At 61.4% G+C, this 19,351-nt stretch carries 21 protein-coding genes and 1 tRNA gene; 14 read left to right on the forward strand and 8 right to left on the reverse strand.

Going from position 1 to position 19,351, the window contains the following annotated elements; all coding sequences use genetic code 11:
* Positions 1-85: 85 nt before the first annotated feature.
* Together AC0L2M_RS13810 and AC0L2M_RS13815 are read left to right on the forward strand one after the other, a co-directional pair.
* Complete coding sequence (locus tag AC0L2M_RS13810) at positions 86-889, forward strand: alpha/beta fold hydrolase (protein ID WP_473535126.1); 804 nt, start codon at positions 86-88, stop codon at positions 887-889.
* A 124-nt stretch (positions 890-1,013) separates the two neighbouring features.
* Positions 1,014-1,634, forward strand: coding sequence for a hypothetical protein (locus AC0L2M_RS13815; RefSeq protein WP_023797926.1), 621 nt, complete (start codon positions 1,014-1,016; stop codon positions 1,632-1,634).
* Here AC0L2M_RS13815 and AC0L2M_RS13820 read toward each other — a convergent pair.
* Positions 1,624-2,538: a metallophosphoesterase family protein gene (locus AC0L2M_RS13820; RefSeq protein WP_023797927.1), complete on the reverse strand. Its 915-nt coding sequence runs from the start codon at positions 2,536-2,538 to the stop codon at positions 1,624-1,626. The two genes, AC0L2M_RS13815 and AC0L2M_RS13820, sit on opposite strands and share 11 nt — an antisense overlap.
* 53 nt (positions 2,539-2,591) lie before the next feature.
* Between AC0L2M_RS13820 and AC0L2M_RS13825 the strand changes: the two genes are divergently transcribed.
* Entirely contained in the window at positions 2,592-3,092 is a 501-nt protein-coding gene (locus tag AC0L2M_RS13825) for an NUDIX domain-containing protein (protein ID WP_031254497.1), read from the forward strand.
* 1 nt (position 3,093) lies between these two features.
* On the opposite strand, the gene AC0L2M_RS13830 is transcribed toward AC0L2M_RS13825, so the two are convergent.
* Positions 3,094-4,083 (reverse strand): glutathione S-transferase family protein, encoded by a 990-nt coding sequence (locus AC0L2M_RS13830; protein WP_473535127.1) that lies wholly within the window; start codon positions 4,081-4,083, stop codon positions 3,094-3,096.
* Positions 4,084-4,393: 310 nt separating this feature from the next.
* Here AC0L2M_RS13830 and AC0L2M_RS13835 point away from each other — a divergent pair, with 310 nt between their 5' ends.
* The 6 genes from AC0L2M_RS13835 to AC0L2M_RS13860 all read left to right on the forward strand — a co-directional run bounded on the left by AC0L2M_RS13835 (position 4,394) and on the right by AC0L2M_RS13860 (position 9,494).
* Positions 4,394-4,930, forward strand: coding sequence for a GNAT family N-acetyltransferase (locus tag AC0L2M_RS13835; protein WP_128174312.1), 537 nt, complete (start codon positions 4,394-4,396; stop codon positions 4,928-4,930).
* A gap of 172 nt (positions 4,931-5,102) precedes the next feature.
* Complete coding sequence (locus AC0L2M_RS13840) at positions 5,103-5,864, forward strand: 3-hydroxyacyl-CoA dehydrogenase (RefSeq protein ID WP_473535128.1); 762 nt, start codon at positions 5,103-5,105, stop codon at positions 5,862-5,864.
* Positions 5,865-5,870: 6 nt separating this feature from the next.
* Positions 5,871-7,061, forward strand: coding sequence for a CaiB/BaiF CoA transferase family protein (locus AC0L2M_RS13845; RefSeq protein WP_128169354.1), 1,191 nt, complete (start codon positions 5,871-5,873; stop codon positions 7,059-7,061).
* A gap of 38 nt (positions 7,062-7,099) precedes the next feature.
* The gene (locus AC0L2M_RS13850; protein ID WP_031254499.1) at positions 7,100-7,861 is read left to right on the forward strand and encodes a HugZ family pyridoxamine 5'-phosphate oxidase; all 762 of its coding nucleotides are present in this window, start codon (positions 7,100-7,102) and stop codon (positions 7,859-7,861) included.
* A 173-nt stretch (positions 7,862-8,034) separates the two neighbouring features.
* Positions 8,035-8,373 (forward strand): ArsR/SmtB family transcription factor, encoded by a 339-nt coding sequence (locus AC0L2M_RS13855; protein ID WP_128169352.1) that lies wholly within the window; start codon positions 8,035-8,037, stop codon positions 8,371-8,373.
* Between the two features lie 317 nt (positions 8,374-8,690).
* On the forward strand, positions 8,691-9,494 hold the full coding sequence (locus AC0L2M_RS13860) for a TrmH family RNA methyltransferase (protein ID WP_473535129.1): 804 nt from the start codon (positions 8,691-8,693) through the stop codon (positions 9,492-9,494).
* A gap of 29 nt (positions 9,495-9,523) precedes the next feature.
* On the opposite strand, the gene AC0L2M_RS13865 is transcribed toward AC0L2M_RS13860, so the two are convergent.
* Complete coding sequence (locus tag AC0L2M_RS13865) at positions 9,524-10,672, reverse strand: coiled-coil domain-containing protein (RefSeq protein WP_128169350.1); 1,149 nt, start codon at positions 10,670-10,672, stop codon at positions 9,524-9,526.
* 148 nt (positions 10,673-10,820) lie between these two features.
* Positions 10,821-11,429 carry a DUF1134 domain-containing protein gene (locus tag AC0L2M_RS13870; RefSeq protein WP_023797936.1) on the reverse strand — a complete coding sequence of 203 codons (609 nt, stop codon included), beginning with the start codon at positions 11,427-11,429 and terminating at the stop codon, positions 10,821-10,823.
* A 357-nt stretch (positions 11,430-11,786) separates the two neighbouring features.
* Here AC0L2M_RS13870 and chpT point away from each other — a divergent pair, with 357 nt between their 5' ends.
* Both chpT and AC0L2M_RS13880 read left to right on the forward strand, forming a co-directional pair.
* Entirely contained in the window at positions 11,787-12,416 is a 630-nt protein-coding gene (gene chpT, locus AC0L2M_RS13875) for a histidine phosphotransferase ChpT (protein ID WP_023797937.1), read from the forward strand.
* A gap of 245 nt (positions 12,417-12,661) precedes the next feature.
* Positions 12,662-13,030: a response regulator gene (locus tag AC0L2M_RS13880; RefSeq protein ID WP_473535130.1), complete on the forward strand. Its 369-nt coding sequence runs from the start codon at positions 12,662-12,664 to the stop codon at positions 13,028-13,030.
* A 120-nt stretch (positions 13,031-13,150) separates the two neighbouring features.
* Here AC0L2M_RS13880 and ctrA read toward each other — a convergent pair whose 3' ends face one another.
* The gene (ctrA, locus tag AC0L2M_RS13885; RefSeq protein WP_006203583.1) at positions 13,151-13,846 is read right to left on the reverse strand and encodes a response regulator transcription factor CtrA; all 696 of its coding nucleotides are present in this window, start codon (positions 13,844-13,846) and stop codon (positions 13,151-13,153) included.
* Between the two features lie 450 nt (positions 13,847-14,296).
* Between ctrA and AC0L2M_RS13890 the strand changes: the two genes are divergently transcribed.
* Positions 14,297-14,674, forward strand: coding sequence for a flagellar export protein FliJ (locus AC0L2M_RS13890; protein WP_023797940.1), 378 nt, complete (start codon positions 14,297-14,299; stop codon positions 14,672-14,674).
* A 415-nt stretch (positions 14,675-15,089) separates the two neighbouring features.
* Here the strand turns inward: AC0L2M_RS13890 and sciP are convergent, their stop codons facing one another.
* Positions 15,090-15,365, reverse strand: a complete 276-nt coding sequence (gene sciP / locus AC0L2M_RS13895) for a CtrA inhibitor SciP (RefSeq protein WP_006203587.1) — start codon at positions 15,363-15,365, stop codon at positions 15,090-15,092.
* A 274-nt stretch (positions 15,366-15,639) separates the two neighbouring features.
* Between sciP and mnmA the strand changes: the two genes are divergently transcribed.
* On the forward strand, positions 15,640-16,830 hold the full coding sequence (gene mnmA, locus AC0L2M_RS13900) for a tRNA 2-thiouridine(34) synthase MnmA (protein WP_473535131.1): 1,191 nt from the start codon (positions 15,640-15,642) through the stop codon (positions 16,828-16,830).
* Positions 16,831-16,885: 55 nt separating this feature from the next.
* On the opposite strand, the gene AC0L2M_RS13905 is transcribed toward mnmA, so the two are convergent.
* Positions 16,886-17,851 (reverse strand): Gfo/Idh/MocA family protein, encoded by a 966-nt coding sequence (locus AC0L2M_RS13905; RefSeq protein WP_023797942.1) that lies wholly within the window; start codon positions 17,849-17,851, stop codon positions 16,886-16,888.
* A 328-nt stretch (positions 17,852-18,179) separates the two neighbouring features.
* On the opposite strand from AC0L2M_RS13905, the gene AC0L2M_RS13910 reads away from it, so the two are divergent.
* Positions 18,180-18,256, forward strand: a tRNA-Met gene (locus AC0L2M_RS13910).
* Positions 18,257-19,057: 801 nt separating this feature from the next.
* Here AC0L2M_RS13910 and AC0L2M_RS13915 read toward each other — a convergent pair.
* On the reverse strand, positions 19,058-19,351 hold a 294-nt coding region (locus AC0L2M_RS13915; protein WP_473535132.1), incomplete at its 5' end, for a DUF1003 domain-containing protein.

Consider the following 19,351-nt stretch of genomic DNA (forward strand, 5'->3'; position numbering starts at 1 on the left):
CCGATCGCGAAAACTTACTGGCCATCGAACCTGGTAAAAGACGCAATCCCGCCACATCCGAATTCGCGTAAAACCATAGAATTTCATGATTTCATCGCTTTACGCTACCGAACGGGGCGCCGGCCCGAAGACGGTTGTATTTCTGCATGGCTTCGGCGGTTGCCACGGCGACTGGCACGAGGTGATTTCGACACTGGCACCTGGTTCACGGACACTGGCCTATGATCTTCCGGGCCATGGGCTGTCCCTCGATTTCCCGGGTGGCGGCCCGGCCAGGACAGCCGCCCAGGCTGTTCTGGCAGACCTCGCCGCACGCAGAATCAGGAGGGTGCATCTCGTCGGCCATTCGATGGGCGGGGCGGCGGCTGTGCTGATGGCACTGGCCGAACCCGCAAGAATAGCCTCGCTGACGCTTCTGGCGCCGGGCGGGTTTGGCACTGAGATCAATGGCCCGCTGTTGCGCCGTTACGCAGCGGCAGCCGGCAAAAGTGAAATTCGCGCCTGCCTCGCCGCCATGTCCGGACCGCAAAGCCCGCCCTCGGAGCGCATCGTGGATGTGCTTGGCGCAATGCGCGCGCGTCCCGGCCAGTTGCACAAACTTGTCGAGATCGCAGCCGCCATGACCAGGGACGATCGGCAGGGCGTCATCCCGCACGAACGGCTCGAAACACTGGATATGCCGGTGATTGTGGTCTGGGGGACCGATGACGCGGTGCTGCCCTTCAGCCAGGCCGATGGTCTGCCGGCGCATTTCCACCTGCACCACGTGTCGGAGGCCGGCCATATGCTGGTCGAGGAAGCGCCCGTCCTGATCGCCGAGATCGTCCGCCACAACATGAAACGCCGCAGCAGGCCGCTTCGTCCAAACTCCGCTCCCGCAGCGGGCTGATCCCTGTCAAAGCGCGGCTTCGGGCCGGATTTTGCAAGCCGCCTATCGATCTCGCAAGCGCATTTTGCTGCATTTTGCCAACGACTATGTTAATTCGGTGTTAACCAAACGCGAGGCAACGCCGATGAAGGATGCAGCCGAGACCATAAGCCAGGCCGATGAGTCGCGAAAATTGTCGGACGCCATCCGCGACGTGAAAAACGCTTTCGCCGACCGCGACGACGTCGTGGTCGACATGCGCGAAGCGCATCGCATGCGGCTCGAATTGCTTGCCGCCGAACTCGCGCCGGTCTTCGCCGACGTGCCCGCCGACATGGACAATTTCGACTTCGCCGTCTCGTCCGGGCTGCAGCCGCGCCTCTGGATCGACGCCGTCAGCCATGTCGCCATGGGGCGCGACCGCCGCACCTATCGCTTCCTCAAGGACACGCGCATCGGCCGCGTGGTGCTCGCCGAATCGACCGAGATGAAACCGGTTGCCGATCAGGTGACGCGCTACGTCGCGGAGCGCGTCATCGAACGCCAGAGAATGCTGGAAGGCGGGGTCGAGCAGGCTGCCGGCCTGAAACGTGCCTTGGTCCCGGAAGCCGAGCCGCCGCTGCGATCCGTCAAGCGCCGCAAGCGTTGGTCAGCCTTTCTCTCCGGTCTCGGCCTGATCGCTGCCGGCGCCCTGGTCGGGCTGGCGGTATCGATCGTGTTGTTCTGGGACCGCCTCGTTGCGATGGGACTGAGTTTCACGCCATAGCGTCCGCGCCAAGCTCCACAACCTCCAGATCGGCAGGCGGGATGGCCGGCCCGGTCAGGCCACGTCGCGTCAGCCTGAGCCGCCAGTTGCCTATTTCACCATCGATCTCCAGCAGATTATATTGCGCCGCTGGACGCCTGCCGCCTGGCGCCTGCCCTGCGGCAGCGACGCCGACCACTGGAATTTTGGCGCCGCGCCCATTGATCGAGAACAGCGTCGGCTCGTGCGAATGGCCGTGCAGCACAAGCTCGGCCCCGTGCCGCTGAACGACCTTTTGGAAGCGGGCAATGCCGAACAGCCGCTTGGGCTGCGAAACGGCGCCGCGCACCGGCGGATGGTGGATCATGATCACCCGGAACAGCCCGCGTTTGGCCGTGGCATCGAGCACGTCCCGCAGCCTTTCCGCCTGGTCTTCCAGAAAAAAGCCGTTGGCCATGAACGGAGCCGTCGCCCGCGCCGTCGTGACACCGATCAGCGCGACGTTGCCACGCACGCGCAGATAGGGAAAGGCTTCGCGGTCGACCGGCGTATTGACGCCGTCGCCGGTCATCCACGCCGTCCACGACCGGCAGGACTTGTCGAAAGCACCGGGCACATAGGCGTCGTGGTTTCCCGGAACGACCGACACATCGTCGGGGGAGCCCAGCGTCTCCAGCCAGTGCTTGCCCATCTCGATCTCGCCATCGAGCGCCAGATTGACCAGATCGCCGGTGACGGCAAGGTGATCGGGTGCGCTCGCCTTGATATCGGCGACGATGGTGTCGATGACGGCGTCGCGCATGTGGCGGCGGCGATTGCGCTGCCAGTTGACGTAACCGACCACCCGCTTGGAGGCGAGATCGCGATAGGTTACACCGGGAAGCGGTCCCAAGTGGATATCGGAAATATGCGCGAGCCTGAACATCCCTCCTTCATAAGCGACGCACGCGCTGCTTTCCACCCACGGTTTCGTGGGTGATGATGCGGCCCGATCCGGAGCAAGCTTTCCGCCAGACCGGCTGGCCGGGTCTCAGGGCAAGGCTGTTTCATCTGTACTTCGTGCTGCGGCGGCCGATGACGCTTGGGGTGCGTGGCTTGATCCACGATCGCACGTCCAGTTCCGTCTTCCTCATTCGCCATACCTATGTACCGGGCTGGCAGCTTCCCGGCGGGGGCGTCGAGCTGGGCGAGACGATGATCGAGGCGTTGGCGCGCGAGCTCTCCGAGGAGGGCAATATTGCATTGACCGCGCCGCCGGTGCTGAAATCGATGCATTTCAACCGTCGGGCCAGCCGCCGCGACCATGTCGGCCTCTATTTGGTCGAGCAGTTCAATCAGACAGCGCCGAAGCTGCCGGACCGCGAGATCGCCGCAGCCGGCTTCTTTCCGCTCGACCGCCTGCCGGAAGCAACGACGCCGGCCACGTTGCGGCGGATTGCCGAGATTTTCAGCGGCGCGGCGGCATCGCCCTTCTGGTAGATCACGCTGCCTTCCTGAACCGCGCCCGATCATGCGGCGCCGCGTAGTCCAGTTCCGGCCCGACCGGCACGATGTGCGTCGGGTTGATCGTTGCGTGGCTGCCGTAATAGTGCGCCTTGATGTGGTGCAGGCTCACCGTGCCGGCGACGCCCGGGACCTGGTAGAGGTCGCGCAGATAGTTCGACAGGTTCGGATAGTCGGCGATGCGGCGCAGGTTGCACTTGAAATGGCCGACATAGACCGGGTCGAAGCGGACCAGCGTGGTGAACAGCCGCCAATCGGCCTCGGTGATGCGGTCACCGACGAGATAACGCTGGCGAGATAGGCGATCCTCGAGCTGGTCGAGCGCCGCGAACAGTTCACCAAACGCTTTCTCATAGGCCGCTTGCGTGGTGGCGAAGCCGGCGCGATAGATACCGTTGTTGACTGATGGATAGACCAGAGCGTTGACCGCGTCGATTTCGCCGCGCAGTGCTTTCGGATAAAAATCGAGGCTGGCATCGCCCCATTTGTCGAAGGCTGAATTGAGCATCCGAATGATCTCGGAGGACTCGTTGCAGACGATTGTCTGTTCTCGCCTGTCCCACAGAACCGGCACCGTCACGCGGCCGGAATAGGCGGGATCGGCCTTGGTGTAGATTTGATGCAGGAAGTCGAGGCCGCAGAGCGTATCGCCGGTGGCGCCGTCCTCGGCCAGGAAGGTCCAGCCGTTGGCGCCCATGAAATGATGGACGATCGAGACGGAAATCACGTCCTCGAGTTTTTTCAGTGCCCGAAAGATCAGCGTCCGGTGCGCCCAGGGACAGGCAAGCGAGACATAGAGATGATAGCGGCCCGGCTCGGCCTTGAAGCCGCGCGTGCGGCCTTCGGCCGGCCTGCCGTCAACCGTGACCCAGTCGCGCCATTGCGACTGCGCCCGCACGAATTCGCCGTCGCTCGCCTTGGTGTCGTACCCGCTGTCCTGCCATTTGCCGTCGACCAGCAATCCCATGTGATGTCCTTTCCTCTTCGTAGGGATTTAGGCACAAACCGACGATGCGGAAATCGCCAGGCGTTGAACAGTTCGTCAATCGCCCGGTGCGGCAGACGAATGACGGCAAACGAAGGCGGCAAACGAATGGCGGCAGCAAACGGCCGATTGCAGTGGCTGAAGATTGGTGCTAGCGGAAAATCCGCATGCTTGACTTTGCCTTGATCCGGTTCGACCGACGACGAAAGGGCGCCCGCGCTTGATGAAGCGCTGACCGGCGAACGCTGCCGTTTGCAGCAAACCTTTCCCCGTCTACCGGAACGCAAAGACCATGAGCCTTGCCGACGTGAAATACCTGCCGGAAACTCCGGCGCATGACCCCGAAATCGAAACCATCAACGACGAAGCCTTCGGGCCGGGCCGTTTCGTGCTGGGCGCCTACAAGATCCGTGAGGGCGGCCCGCATGAACGCGCTCTGTCCTTCGTGGCCGTCGATGGCGATATCGTCGTCGCCTCTGTGCGCATGACGCGCATCGCGGCCGGCGCCGGCCGCGCGCTGATGCTCGGACCGCTTGCCGTGCGGCCGGCCTACAAGAATCTCGGCATTGGCCGCCGGCTGGTGGCGATCGCGCTAGAGGCCGCCGCCAAGGCCGGCATGCCGGCGGTGATGCTTGTCGGCGACGAGCCCTATTACGGCCCGCTCGGCTTCAAGAGAATCCCGCGTGGGCAAATCTCCATGCCGCGCCCGGTCGATCCTGACCGGCTGTTGTCGCATGAGATCGTGCCGGGCGCGATGGCACGGCTGGTGGGGGAGGTTTGCCACGCCGATCAGGCAAGGATTGCCGCGCAAATCGCCGCGATGGCGTGACCATCCGGATGCTGTTGCGCCATACTGTCAGGCTTCGTAGCATGTTGCCGATGGTGCATGTCGCCCAAAAGTGCGCAGCGGTTTTGGGTAACGAGATGCAACAAAAACAGAGATTTAAAGCGCTTCGATTGAGTCCGTTCAGTTCGACGCGCTTTAGATGGAGGACGCCGACATGAACCCGAACGGCCAGATTGCGATCGTCACCGGTGGCGGCTCCGGCCTCGGAGAAGCGACGGCACGTGAACTGGCCGCAAAGGGCGCCGGCGTTGCCATCCTCGACCTCGGCATCGAGCGTGCGGCGAAGATCGCGGCCGATATCGGCGGCATCGCCATCCAATGCGACGTAAGCAGCGCCGACGGCGGTGCTGCTTCAGTGGCAGAAGTGGTAAAAAAGTTCGGCGAACCCCGTATCCTGGTCAATTGCGCCGGCATCGCCATCGGCATGAAGACGATCGGCAAGGACGGTCCGCACCCGCTCGACCAATACCGCAAGGTGATCGAGGTCAATTTGATCGGCACCTTCAACATGATCCGCCTCGTCGCCGACCGGGCCGCGAAGCTTGAGCCGGTGGAGGGCGGCGAGCGCGGCGTCATCGTCAACACGGCATCGGTCGCCGCCTATGACGGTCAGATCGGCCAGGCGGCCTATTCAGCCTCCAAAGGCGGCGTCGTCGGCATGACGCTGCCGGTGGCGCGCGATCTTGCCCGGTCGGGCATTCGCGTCTGCACCATCGCGCCCGGCATCTTCAAGACGCCGATGATGGCCGGCATGCCGCAAGAGGTGCAGGATACGCTCGGCGCCGCGGTGCCCTTCCCGTCCCGTCTCGGCGAGCCTTCCGAATATGCAGCCCTTGTGCTGCATATCATCGAAAACCAGATGCTCAACGGCGAGACCATCCGCCTCGATGGCGCCATCCGCATGGCGCCGAAGTAGCCGACCATGAGTGCCGAAGTCGCCCTTCAGGCGAAGACTGGCCCGCTCGCCGGCCTGACGGTGATCGAGATGGCCGGGCTTGGACCGGTGCCGCTGGCCGGCCTGATGCTGTCGGAGATGGGCGCCGAGGTGCTGCGCATCGAGCGGGCTGGATCGAGCCAGCCGTTTCTGGCGCTACCGGACGAATACGACATCGACTGTCACGGCCGCTCCATCCTGCGGATTGACCTGAAGCGCTGGGAAGGCGCCGAACTGGTGCTGCGCCTTGCCGAAAAGGCCGACATGCTGGTCGAAGGGTTTCGTCCCGATGTCATGGAGCGGCTTGGTCTCGGGCCGGATGCGGTTCTGGCGCGCAATCCGGCCCTGATCTACGGCCGCGTGACGGGTTTCGGTCAGGACGGTCCGCTATCGGGACGTGCCGGCCACGACATCACCTACCTCGCCTATTCGGGTGTGCTGCATGCCATCGGCCAGCAAGGCGGCCGGCCGGTCCCACCGCTCAATCTTGTCGCCGACTACGGCGGCGGCGCCATGATGCTGGTCGCCGGCGCACTGGCCGCCCTGTTTGAGCGCTCGCGCTCCGGCAAGGGTCAGGTGATCGACGCCGCGATGACCGAGGGCGCTTCAATGCTGGCGACACCTGTGCACGCCCTGATGGCGGCGGGCCTGTGGAGTGACACGCGTGGCACGAACCTGCTCGATTCCGGCGCGCCCTTTTACGACACCTATGAGACCGCGGACGCACGGCACGTCGCCGTCGGCTGCCTTGAGCCCCGGTTCTTCGCCGAATTCGCAAGACTGCTGCCGCTCGACCAGATTTTTGTACGCGGCCAATACGACAGGTATTTGTGGCCGCAGATGCGGGCCGCCATTGTCGATCGGGTCGGGCAAAAGTCACGGGACGACTGGGACCGTCTCTTTGCTGCGACCGATGCTTGCGTCGCACCGGTCTTGTCGCTGCGGGAAGCCAGGGATCATCCGCACAATCGCGCTCGCAACGCCTTCTTGAAGTCGGGTGCGCTTGAGCGCCCCGCCCCAGCGCCGCGCTTTTCGCGCTCCCGGCCGACGCTTGCCGCCATGCCGGCCGATCACGATTGTCAGGCGGCGACGGTGCTGGCACGCTTCGGTCTTTCGGAAAGCGAGACTGAGGCCCTTTTCAAATCTGGGGCCCTTGTCAAATCCCGTGTGATAGGTTGATAACTGGAGAGCAAAGATCAGCTTAGGACGGTGTGGATTTGAACGATCGGAAGAAGGACGTGATCCGCGAGACCGACGCCGAAGCGATCAGGCTGGCGAAGACGCTGATCCGCAGTGCCCGTTTCGGCGCGCTGGCGGTGATCGAGCCCGGCACCGGTTCGCCGCTGGCCAGCAGGGTTGGTGTCGCCACCGATATCGACGGCACGCCGCTGATCCTTGTATCGATGTTGTCCGCCCATACCGGCGCGATCCTTGCCGACCCGCGCTGTTCGCTGCTTGTCGGCGAGCCCGGCAGGGGCGACCCGCTGGCGCACCCACGGTTGACGCTCGTCAGTCGGGCGGCACGGCTTGAGCGTGGATCCGACGAGCACGCCGGCGCCGAACGGCGCTATCTCAACCGCAACCCCAAGGCGAAGCTCTATGCCGGCCTTGGCGACTTCTCGATCTTCCGCCTAGAGCTGGAGCGCGCCAGTCTCAACGGCGGCTTTGGCAAGGCCTACCTGCTCGAACGCGCCGATCTGGTCACGACCGCGCCGATCGTCGAAGAGCTTGCCGCTGGCGAACAATCCGCCCTCGACCATATGAATGCCGACCATAGCGACGCAATTGCCGTCTACGCGCGCCACTTCGCCAAGGCGGCGGGCGACGGCTGGGTCGTCACCGGCTTTGACGCCGACGGCATGGACCTGGCATTGGGCGACGATATCTGCCGGGTGTTCTTTCCCGAGCCATTGAGGACGGCGCGCGAGCTCAGGCATGTTCTGGTCGACATGGCAAAAACCGGCCGAGTGGCGGATTAAACACAGTCCGACAGTTAATCGCGCCGGGTCGAAAGCAAGTCTTGAGGTTTGAGCTAGATGTTCTACGCTTTCCCGGTCGCGTTGAATCGCCAGCGCAAATTCGCAAGTGAGCCTATGGAATCAGACGCTATTGCCCCCATAGCGCCGGAGGAGCAGGAAGGTATGGGGGATCGATGGTCTCGAAAAAGCTAATCGCCAATGCCGAATCAGCGGCCTCGTTTCTGACGCTGATGGGCAACGAGAAACGACTGTTGATCATGATCCACCTGGCCGAAGGTGAAATGTCCGTCGGCGCTATCGCCGAAAAGGTTCTGCTCAGCCAATCCGCCCTGTCACAGCATCTGGCCAAACTGCGGGCGCTCGATCTCGTCGAGACCCGGCGCGACCGGCAGATGATCTACTATTCCTGCAAATCCGATGCCGTGCGCGAACTTCTCAACACGCTGGACGGGGTTTTCGGCGAGGGTGAGCTATCGCAGATGGCATACCGCTCGCGTCGCTCCGGGACTTGACCGGCCAATGCATGTCGCCCAAAGCCGGCACATGCATAAGATAAGAACTGGTCCGAGCGCCCCTTGCCTCGCTGACGACTCCTAATGCATGTCGCGCAAAAGCATGCCCGTGCAGCGGTTTTGCGATAGCGACATGCATAAAACAACAACCTAAAGCGCGTCGCGAGAGGTCGGTTGAGGTCGGTCGAACGCGACGCGCTTTTGAGCGACTTGCGTCCACTTGGACGCAGAAGGTACGCTCTGACACTTTGGATCCACGCGTCGTGCTGTCGCAAAACCCACCACGATCGGGCCGATGCGGGTCAGTTGAGGCAAGCATGCGCAGCATTCGTATCGACGACCCGCAAGACCCGCGCGTCGCCGCCTATCTCGACATTCGCGAGCGCGATCTTGCCGGCCGGCAGGGTCGTTTCGTTGCCGAAGGCAAGGTGGTGCTCGAAATGTTGCTCGCGGCCAAACGCTTTGCCGCCGAATCGGTGCTGGTGCTCGAAAACCGGCTGGCAGGCCTCGACGCAACCCTGCGCAAGGCGCCCGCGGACCTTCCGGTCTACGTGGCGGCCAGCGAGGTTATGGACAGGATTGCCGGCTTTCACATGCATCGCGGCATATTGGCGATCGGCCGCAAGGGCGAGGCGCAGCCTGCAGAGGCCTTGCTGGATGCCCTGCCCGCCCGCGCGTTGATCGTCGCGCTGGTCGGCATCGCCAACCATGACAATATGGGCTCGATCTTTCGCAACGCCGCCGCCTTCGGCGCCGATGCCGTGTTTCTGGACGCGACCTGCTGCGATCCCCTGTACCGCAAGGCGATCCGCGTTTCGGTCGGCGCCGCGCTGAAAGTTCCTTTTGCCTCCTTCGCTGAGACCGTCGGCTTTACCGCGGCGCTCGATCGGCTGGGCTTCGGCCAATTCGCATTGTCGCCGCGCGGACAAACCGACATCCGCGATGCGAAAAGGACCGAACGGCTGGCACTCTATCTCGGCACTGAAGGCGAAGGCCTGCCCGAGATGCTGCTCGCCCGCCTGCGGACGGTGCGGATCAATATGACAGAAGGCTTCGACAGCCTGAATGTCGCCGCCGCGTCAGCCATCGCCTTGCATCATTTCTCGGCAAGCAGGACCTGAGCCGCAGAAGTCAGCATCACTGCCTTGGCTCAATGCCCCGATTCGGCCTGCTGCAGCGCCCGCACGCGATCGGCAAGGCTGCGTTCACCGCTTCCTGGTGGGTTGGGTGCCGCAAGAACCTTTGCGATCGGCGATTCCGGCCCGTCGAGCTTCGCCGTCAGGGCTACGACCTGCGCCGCCAGGTCGCTCATCTGCTCGCGCAACGCAGCGCTGGCGCCTTCGGATCTGGATGCCGCGTCGGCGGCAAGATCCGTTTTCAGCCGCTTGTTCTCGCTGGCCAGTGCCGTCAATCTCGCCTCCAACTGCTCCCGGTCGCTGTCGAGCCTGGCGATAGCTTTTTCCATATCGCCCTTGACGGCCACATCGGCCTGACTGCCTTGCGCTCCGACGAGACGCACCGCCGCCGACGCATTTTCCACGCTTTCGCTTTTCAGCTTTTCGCGAAGCCGCGCGATTTCCTTTTCGCGGCGTTCAAGCTTGTCCTCGCGATCGGCAAGCGTGGCGAGCAGGCGCTCGATCTTCTTGTCCAGTTCGCCGGTCCTTTTCTTCTCGGCTTTCAACGCGTCTCGCGCGGCCTTGCTCTCGGCCGCGATCTCCTGTTGGCGCCTGTCCGCCTCCTTGCGCTGACCGCGCAGCACTGAAATATCATCGGCCAGCTTTTGCAATTCGGATTCGCGCGCCACAAGTTCGATCTGACGGCTGCTGGAAGAAAAGCTGGCGTCGTCATACATGTGCTCCAGTTTTTTCAGCTCGAGCACACGCTTTTCCAGGGCATCCTCGGTTTGAGCAAGCCGATCCGACAAAAGCTGCAACTGGTCTTTGCGCTGCCGAAGGTCTTCGCCCTTGACCTCGAGCGCGGAAAGGGCCTGTTCCTTGTCCTTCCGCTCGAGCGCCAGTTCCTTCAGTGCTTCGCGGCCACGGCCGATCTCGACAAGCTGTTCGGCCGATTTCTCGCGCAACGCCTTGACGCTCATCTCAAGCCGACGTGTCGCCATGGCGAACTCGGCGCGGATGCGATCCTTCTCCGCCTGGATCTCGGCCAGCGTCAGCGGCATCGAGCCCTCGATGCGTTTACGCGTCAGCATCACGGCCCGCCGCCAGATGGCCGGGGCAATCATCAGCGCCAGAAAGCCGGCGCAGAGAAAGCCGAGGACAAAGAACAGGACCGACTGAACCAAGGTGACTATCCGTTATGAACGGCAAACAACCGTAAGGGACTGTGCCACGTTCGCATGACGGAATTCCAGTGCCGCGGCAAGGGTCTGCCGCAGCATTGTTCAGACCGTCGATCCTGGAAACAATCGCGGTGACGAGGCAACCACTTGCTCAGAATGGATTCCAGGTGGCGCGCTGGGTAAGCTTGAGGTAGCCGAGATTGACGCCAAGCCGGGCGCCGACGCCGGTACGGATCGGCACCAGCAGCACATTGTTGTTCTTCATCACGTTGAAGCCGACGCCAGCCACGAGGTAGGCGGAGCCGGCAAGGCCGCCGAAACGATTGTAGAGGCTGTTCACATCGTCGAGATTATAGACCAGCATCATCACCCGCGAGCCCTCGCCGCCAAAATCCCAGCCGAGAGACGGGCCCTGCCAGAACACTTTGTGATCGCCGGCATTCTTGGTGTAGAGTGTGCCTTCACCATAGGTCAGGCCACCGATCAGGGCGCCCGAGCCCTCCTCGCCAAGCAAATAGCCATTGGGCAGGCCATAGGAGGAGAAAATCTTCTCCACGACGGTGGCGAGCCCGCCCGACGTCGCACCGAAGAATTTATGACCGGAATCGACGATCTCCTGAGCGGTGTACTCCTGGGCCCGCGAAGGCGAGGTTGAAAAGACGACAAGGCCCATGAGAGCGATCGCCATCGAGAAGACACGGAGAAAACTCCGGTCTGTGAAGACACGGAAAAAACTCCGGTCGTAGTATCGGGAAAACATGCTTCCAATCTCCGTCAGGGAGCACTTTCGCCGACGCCTCGCATCCGTGCGGCTCTTTGGCGGCCGTTAAGGATGACTGTTAAGGACAAACTATGCCGTAATCCTTTTTCAACCATTAAGCTTTCACATGAAGATGGCGGTTAGTAGGCTGGTTTCGCGCTGATTTCGCGTCGGCCCGCAGTATCCGCACCCTGGGTGAACACACCATTTTCGATAACGACAATTCCGGATTTGTTGCTGCACGCTCAGGCGCTGTGTATTCAGTAGGCCTTGGGAGAGCGAGCGTGATTCGTGTGGGCAGGCGTGATCGTTGATCGCCCGGCCATTTCCAGTGAAATTTTGCAGGGACTTTCGCCGATGGCCGAGCTTTTCACCCTTTCCGCACCCGATCTCGCCGCGCTTTTGTGCAGCCGGGTCTGCCACGACATCATTTCGCCGGTCGGCGCCATAAACAACGGGCTTGAGCTGCTCGACGAAGGCGGCGCCGACGAAGACGCCATGAGATTGATTCGCCAGAGCGCCAGAAACGCTTCGGCCCGCCTGCAATTCGCCCGCATCGCCTTCGGCGCAGCCGGTTCTGCCGGCATGATGATCGACACCGGCGATGCCGAGGCCGTTGCGATCGCCTTCTTGAAGAACGAGAAGCCGGAACTGATCTGGAATGGACCCCGTGCGCTGCTGCCCAAGAACAAGGTAAAGCTGCTGCTCAACCTCATTCTCGTCGCCAACGCTGCCATTCCGCGTGGCGGCAAGCTTACGGTCACGCTTGAAAACCTCGACACGGAACCACGCTTTGCGCTCGCCGCGAGCGGTCCGATGCTGCGCGTGCCGCCCAAATTCCTGGAGCTCCATTCCGGCAACAAGCCTGAAGAACCGATCGACGCGCATTCGGTGCAGCCCTACTACACACTGCTTTTGGCGCGCGAGGCGAACATGACAATATCGATCCACGCGACCGCAGAAGAAATCGTTCTCTCGGCTGCTTGAAGTTGCTAAGAAATGATTGAAAAGAACAGATAAGAGTTTTTAGACAATATTTACTACGCCATCACGGTGGAATGAAATGAGCCATCCAGGCTAGTTCGGCCGAAGCATCGGTTAAGAAGTTTCCGTAAAAGCTGTTCTTGCAAAAATTTTACCTATCGGCTTTTCAGCTTCTTTACCGGATTGATCCTACGGTGCCTCCAGACCGCGACGCTGCCGGATTGCCGCATGGCAAAGAGGGCCCGGAAATGAAACGCTGCATGTTCATCAACGAGTCGAGCGTCATCAGGAGGGTTGCAAAGCGCATCCTGGGTGGTTCCGACATGCTGGTCATCGAAGCTGCCAGCGGGCTTGATGCGGTTGAGATGTGCACTGCCGACATGCCGGATATCATCATTGTCGACGGCGCCTTGCCGGACATGCAGGCCGAGGACGTCATTCGCCGCGTACGCGCCATGGAAAGTCCGATACAACCCCAGATCCTGATTTTGCTGGTTGAGGTCGACGTCGCTTCGATCATGCGGGCAAAGCGCGCCGGCGCGCAAGGCTATTTGCTGAAGCCGTTCACTCGGCCGCAACTTCTCGAGCGCTTCCGCACCTTGAGATTTGCCGGCTGATTCGCCGCCGCTGGCGCATGGCCGCGGAAATCGGCTCTCCAATATCTGCGACATAAAAACGCAAAATCCGGCCGAAGCCGGATTTTTGTCGGAAAAATCGATCGGATCGGCGTCGTCAGCTCAGGCGCTGACGCGGATGTCTTCCGGCTCGCGCAGCACGTAGCCGCGACCCCAAACCGTCTCGATGTAGTTCTGGCCGCCGGAAGCAGCGTCGAGCTTCTTGCGCAGCTTGCAGATGAAGACGTCGATGATCTTCAGTTCCGGTTCGTCCATGCCGCCGTAAAGGTGGTTGAGGAACATTTCCTTCGTGAGCGTAGTGCCCTTGCGCAGCGAGAGCAGCTCCAGCATCTGGTATTCCTTGCCGGTCAGATGCACGCGCTGGCCACCGACCTCGACGGTCTTGGCATCAAGGTTGACCACCAGGTCGCCGGTGGTGATGACCGACTGGGCATGGCCCTTGGAACGCCGCACGATGGCGTGGATGCGGGCGACCAGTTCGTCCTTGTGGAACGGCTTGGTCATATAGTCGTCTGCGCCGAAGCCGAGGCCACGTACCTTGTCCTCGATGCCGGCCATGCCGGAGAGGATAAGGATCGGCGTCTTCACTTTGGAAAGGCGAAGTGTTCTCAACACCTCGTATCCCGACATGTCGGGGAGATTAAGGTCGAGAAGGATGATGTCGTAGTCGTAGAGCTTACCTAGATCGACCCCTTCTTCGCCAAGATCGGTCGTATAGACATTGAAACTTTCCGATTTCAGCATCAGCTCGATGCTCTGTGCGGTCGCACTGTCATCTTCTATCAGCAGAACACGCATTTCATTCCCCTTTTCTGCTGCCGGACCATTTCACGACCCGTCCAGGACCGGAGCAGTGATTGCCTGAGCAGAGGCTGCCATCGAATGGTTAACAAAACCTAATTCCGTGCCGTTGACGGTACCAGATTTTTTAACCCTTTTCTACACCCTGTTGAATCTAATAGCGAATCTAAGAACCAAACCGCTAATGCAAAACATTAATAAGCCAGACTAAGTGACTCCAGGGACTCGCTAGCCGTGCTTCCGCATCGGGGCCGGAATTTTTACCCGGCCTTAAGTCCTGAGCCGTATGATTAACAATGCCCGTAAACGAATGGTTACCGCCGGCAAAAAACTTTAGGAATTTGTTTCCCATAGTTCTGGTAAAGTCGGTGGAAGCGGGTCGAAGCCTGAGTTTGCCAGGCGGATTAGACGATATGTGCAGGTGTGCGTTTCCAGGAGTACCGAATCATGAAGTCACGTGAAAACCTCGTTCGGCTGAAGCAGTTTCAGGTGAACGAGAAGCGGCGGCAGATGCTGCAACTCGACATGATGATCGCCGAATTCGAGCGCATGGCTGTCGAACTGGAACTCCAGATCACTGCCGAAGAAAAGAAAGCCGGCATCACCGACATCAACCATTTTGCCTATCCGACCTTCGCCAAGGCAGCACGCTTGCGCCGCGACAATCTCAGAAATTCGCAAAGCGACCTCGCCCAGCAGCGTAGCGTTGCCGAATCACTGCTTGGCGAAGCCGAAGCGGAGCTTTCCAAAGCAGAAATGCTCGAATCACGCGACACCAAGATCCGAGACGCCGAGACCGGCGGCCGCAGCGCCATGATCGGCTGAAAACAAGGCTTTCAGGCCGGTCAGCACCCAGCGATCAGGGCGTTGCCCATCTGGAATGTCGCCGCTCGTAGGTCGAGCAACTGCCAGTTTCAGGCCTACGCTGCCAAATCCCCTTGATGCTCCGCGACCGCCCGCACCTGGGCATCCTGGTGTCGGGCGCAGGCGATTCCGGCCAGGACCTTATCTGATTGAGCAGCCCACCAGGTTCCGGCCGAGTTCGGCTCGGGGCCGACCGCGCAGGCTTGTGGAACTCGGCAAGGTCGACGCGAAAATGCTTGCTCCAAGAAGCAGGCGCTGCTCATGCCTTTTGTCAGCCCGATCGGCAGGTGGTGCTGACCGTCTGAAGCAGAGAAAACCTGTCGGCAAAGCAAAAAGGGCGCGGATTGCCGCGCCTTTTGACATCCTTGAACCAGCCCTAATGCCGATATTGCTGGATGCGGGTCGTGCGCAGGCCGGCAAGGCCATATTCATCGATCGACGCCTGCCAGGACAGGAATTCCTCGGTGGTCAGCTTGTAGCGCTGGCATGCCTCTTCGAGGCTCAGCAGCCCGCCGCGCACCGCCGCCACCACTTCGGCCTTGCGCCGGATAACCCAGCGACGTGTGTTCGTCGGCGGCAGATCGGCAATCGTAAGGGGGCTGCCGTCAGGCCCGATAACATATTTGACGCGCGGTCTAACAAGATCGGTCATCGTACTCTCTACTAAAAACTCAAAGACCCAATCCCCACCACATTACCGCCACAGCTTTAAAATTTGCCTAAGCGATCCCTAATAGCTAGGTAAGGATCATGAACGCCGCGTTAGTCTTTTCGTCGGCATTTGAGGCATCTGCCCAGCAAGCGCCCGAATCCGTTCAAAAAAATCGGCCGGTTCGCGAAGCTGGCGCACCCGGAAAGCTTGACCTATATTCCGGCCATTGGCATTCAGGCGCCGTCATCCAGGCGCCGTGCAGAACGAAAGAACCATGAACAGCCTCGACCTTCCCGGACGCCCCGAAGATACCCGCATCGTTGTCGCCATGTCGGGCGGCGTCGATTCGTCGGTTGTTGCCGGCCTTTTGAAGCATGAAGGCTATGATGTCGTCGGCGTCACGCTGCAGCTCTACGACCATGGCGCGGCAACGCACCGGGCCGGCTCGTGCTGCGCCGGCCAGGACATCGACGATGCCCGCCGCGTCTCCGAAACGCTCGGCATTCCGCATTATGTGCTTAATTACGAGGAGCGTTTCCGCAAGGCGGTTATCGACCCCTTCGCCGAGAGCTATGTGGCCGGCGAAACGCCGATCCCTTGCGTTTCCTGCAACCAGACGGTGAAATTCGCCGACCTCCTGGCGACCGCCAAGGAACTCGGCGCCGAGGCGCTGGCCACCGGCCATTACATCCGCTCCGGCGCCAACGGCGCCCATCGCGCGCTGTACCGGCCGGTCGACGCAGATCGCGACCAGAGCTATTTCCTGTTCGCCACCACACAGGCGCAGATCGACTACCTGCGCTTTCCGCTCGGCGGCCTGTCGAAGCCGCAGGTTCGCGCCATCGCCGAGGAAATGGGGCTGACGGTCGCTGCCAAGCAGGACAGCCAGGACATCTGCTTCGTGCCGCAGGGCAAGTACTCCGATATCATCGCCAAGCTGAAGCCGACTGCTGCCAATCCGGGCGACATCGTCCATATCGACGGCCGCGTGCTCGGCCGCCATGAAGGCATTTTGCGCTACACGATCGGTCAGCGCCGCGGCATCGGCATTGCCTCGGGCGAGCCGCTCTACGTCGTCCATCTCGACGCCGACCGGGCCCGCGTCGTCGTTGGCCCGCGCGAGGCGCTGGAAACGCACAAGATCTATTTGCGCGACATGAACTGGCTGGGCGACGCTGCGCTGTCAGATATTCCGGCCGCCGGGCTGGAGCTTTTCGCCAAGGTCCGCTCGACACGCCCGCCACGCCCGGCCGTGCTGCGTCACAACGCCGGGATCACTTCGGTGGAACTGGTCGAGGGCGAGTCCGGTATCGCGCCCGGCCAGGCCTGCGTGCTCTATTCCGACGACGGCAACGAGGCCCGCGTTTTCGGCGGCGGCTTCATCGAGCGTTCCGAACGCGGCGCCGAGGCCGAGGCGATGCTGACGCGGCTGGCGGCCCGGCCGGCGCAGATTCCCGCCGAATAGACGATAATCCCGATCTATCGGGATCGATCAGGCTCTGATACAGCCGCACTTTCTCTCAGGAAGACGATCCGGTGTGGGCAACCGTGCCAGCGGTCAGGATACGCAGCACCCTGATGGCTTCCTCGCCGCTGGTACGCGGTTCTGCCCGCGTCTCGATGCACTGGATGAAATGCTCGAGCTCTCGCGTCAGCGGCATGCCCTCGCCCACTGCAACATAGGACGGCTCGTTGGTGGTGAAGGCCCATTGGCCGCTGTCTTGCCAGACCGCGTGGCGGTAGACGGCGAGCTTGCGCTCCCACGGCTCGACATCGTCGAACACCGCCATCGCCTTGGTGCCGACCACGGTCAGCCGCCGTTCGCGGTAGGGATTGAGCCGCGACGCGAATAGGTGGCTGCGCAGACCGTTGGGAAAGCGCATGTGCAGATGCGCGAAATCGCTGAGATTGTCGAGGAGCGCTGCCCCTTCGCCACGCACCTCGATCGGTTCCGTGCCGGTGATGGCCAGGATCATCGACAGATCGTGCGGCGCCAGGTCCCACAGCGCATCGTTCTCGGTGTGGAACTTGCCGAGCCCGAGCCGGTGCGAATGGATATAGCGGACCTCGCCGAGCTCGCCATTGTCGATCAGCGCCTTCAACGTCTCGAAGGCGGGATGAAAGCGCAGCACATGACCGACCATGAAGACGCGGCCATTGTCGACCGCCGCCTTCACCGAACGCTCGGCATCGGCCACCGTCAGCGCGATCGGCTTCTCCACCAGCACGTCCTTGCCGCCCTGGACGGCGCGCACCGCCATATCGGCGTGGAACTGCGGCGGCAGCGCCATCACAATGGCGTCGATGTCGCTGCGCACAAACAGCGCCTCCGGCTCGATCGCCAGGCAATCCTGCTCACTGGCGAAACCTTCGGCGCGGGCAGGGTTGACGTCCGAGACCGCGTGCAGCGCGCCGAGCGCCTTGAGGGTGCGGATGTGGTTGCTGCCCCAGTATCCGCAACCGAGGACTGCAATGCGCGGTTTCATCATTCCAACTCTAGAATTTCGTGGCCGAGACATAGCGGCGCGCCCCGCCGAACTCAACCCGGCATTTCTGTGCCCGATTGTCTGCCCGGCAAAGCTTTTCGGCCATCAGAGCGAGGTGCGTCCGCCTGGACACACAAAGTACGTCTCAGACCGAAAAGCTTGGCGACGCGACAGGATGCGATAGAGTGTGGCGCCAGACCGGCTGCGTCGACACCGGCTGCATCGATGCTTGACAGGCTTGGCGTCCCAACCTTATATCCGCCCGACCTTGGCGAACGCTTCGACATGCCCTCTGATTTGAGGCAGATTTCGGGCCTTTCGCCGCCCTGGCGGGGTAGCTCAGTTGGTTAGAGCACGGGAATCATAATCCTGGGGTCGGGGGTTCAAGTCCCTCTCCCGCTACCACTTAATTCTTTCACAATGTTCTCTGCATGGACTTCGCGGCCCCGAAACCCCGCAGAACAGCAGGCCCTTCGGCCAAAAGCTGTGGAGTCGCTGTAGTGGTGAAAGCGACTCATTTGCTCTCTGTCGGCCGATATTCTCCAAAGCTGGGGAGTGCGCCTTTTTACTCCCTAGCTTTCCCCCATTGAAATCACAGGGTTTTCCGGCTCGAAAGCTGCGGGTCGTTTGGTGCAATGCCGCTATGCGGAGAACACACAAAGCAAACCAACTGGTGACCAATTGGTCACCCTGCCCGGCGATGTCTGGCTTTTGGGCAAGCACCGGCTTATCTGCGGCGACAGCACCAATGCTGAGGATGTCGAGCGGGTGCTTACCGGCGTCAAGCCGCACCTGTGCGTTTGCGATCCTCCATATGGCGTCAGCTACGATCCCTCATGGCGAGAGCGGTTCGGCGATGGAGAAGGTCTCGCCAGAGGCAAGGTGCTCAATGACGACCGCGCCGACTGGCGGGAAGCATGGGCCAACGCACGGGTTGCTGAAAGCCTTTACCGCAGAGCGACCGGTGAAGGTCGGGAGGCCGTCACCGCAGCAATTTTCTGGCTGAAGACCAGGGCGCGCTGGAAGGAGACCTCCATCCATGAGCTAGAAGGAAAACTGGACACATCAGTGACCTTCGTTACCACCTATGAAGAAGCAAGCTTCTGTAGGGCGGCATTGCCGACAGTACCGATCTGTCATTCCGACTGTCGTTTTGATTTCGAGTTCGACCCAAGCCCGAAATCAAAATCAACCGAAATCACGACACTAGCGCTGGTCCAGCTTCTCCGCAGTCTCCCGCTGCTTCGATTCGATCTCGTCCAGCACTGCTTCTGGCGCGATGTCCCTCTTAATCTCGCCAACTTCTATATCGCTTACGGCTGGTTTTGCATTCAACCGATCCGCTATCGAATCGACAAGCCCAATAAGCTTTGTGAGTTCGTGCTCCGTCAGCAGGCTCACCTGAAGGTCCAGATCCGCCCGCTTGTCTGCGGCAGCTGACATCCGGTTTTGGCTGATCAGTACAAAGGTCGAGAGGAATATGGCCTCGACGGAAGCTAC

It is taken from the genome of Mesorhizobium sp. WSM4806 (assembly GCF_055811635.1).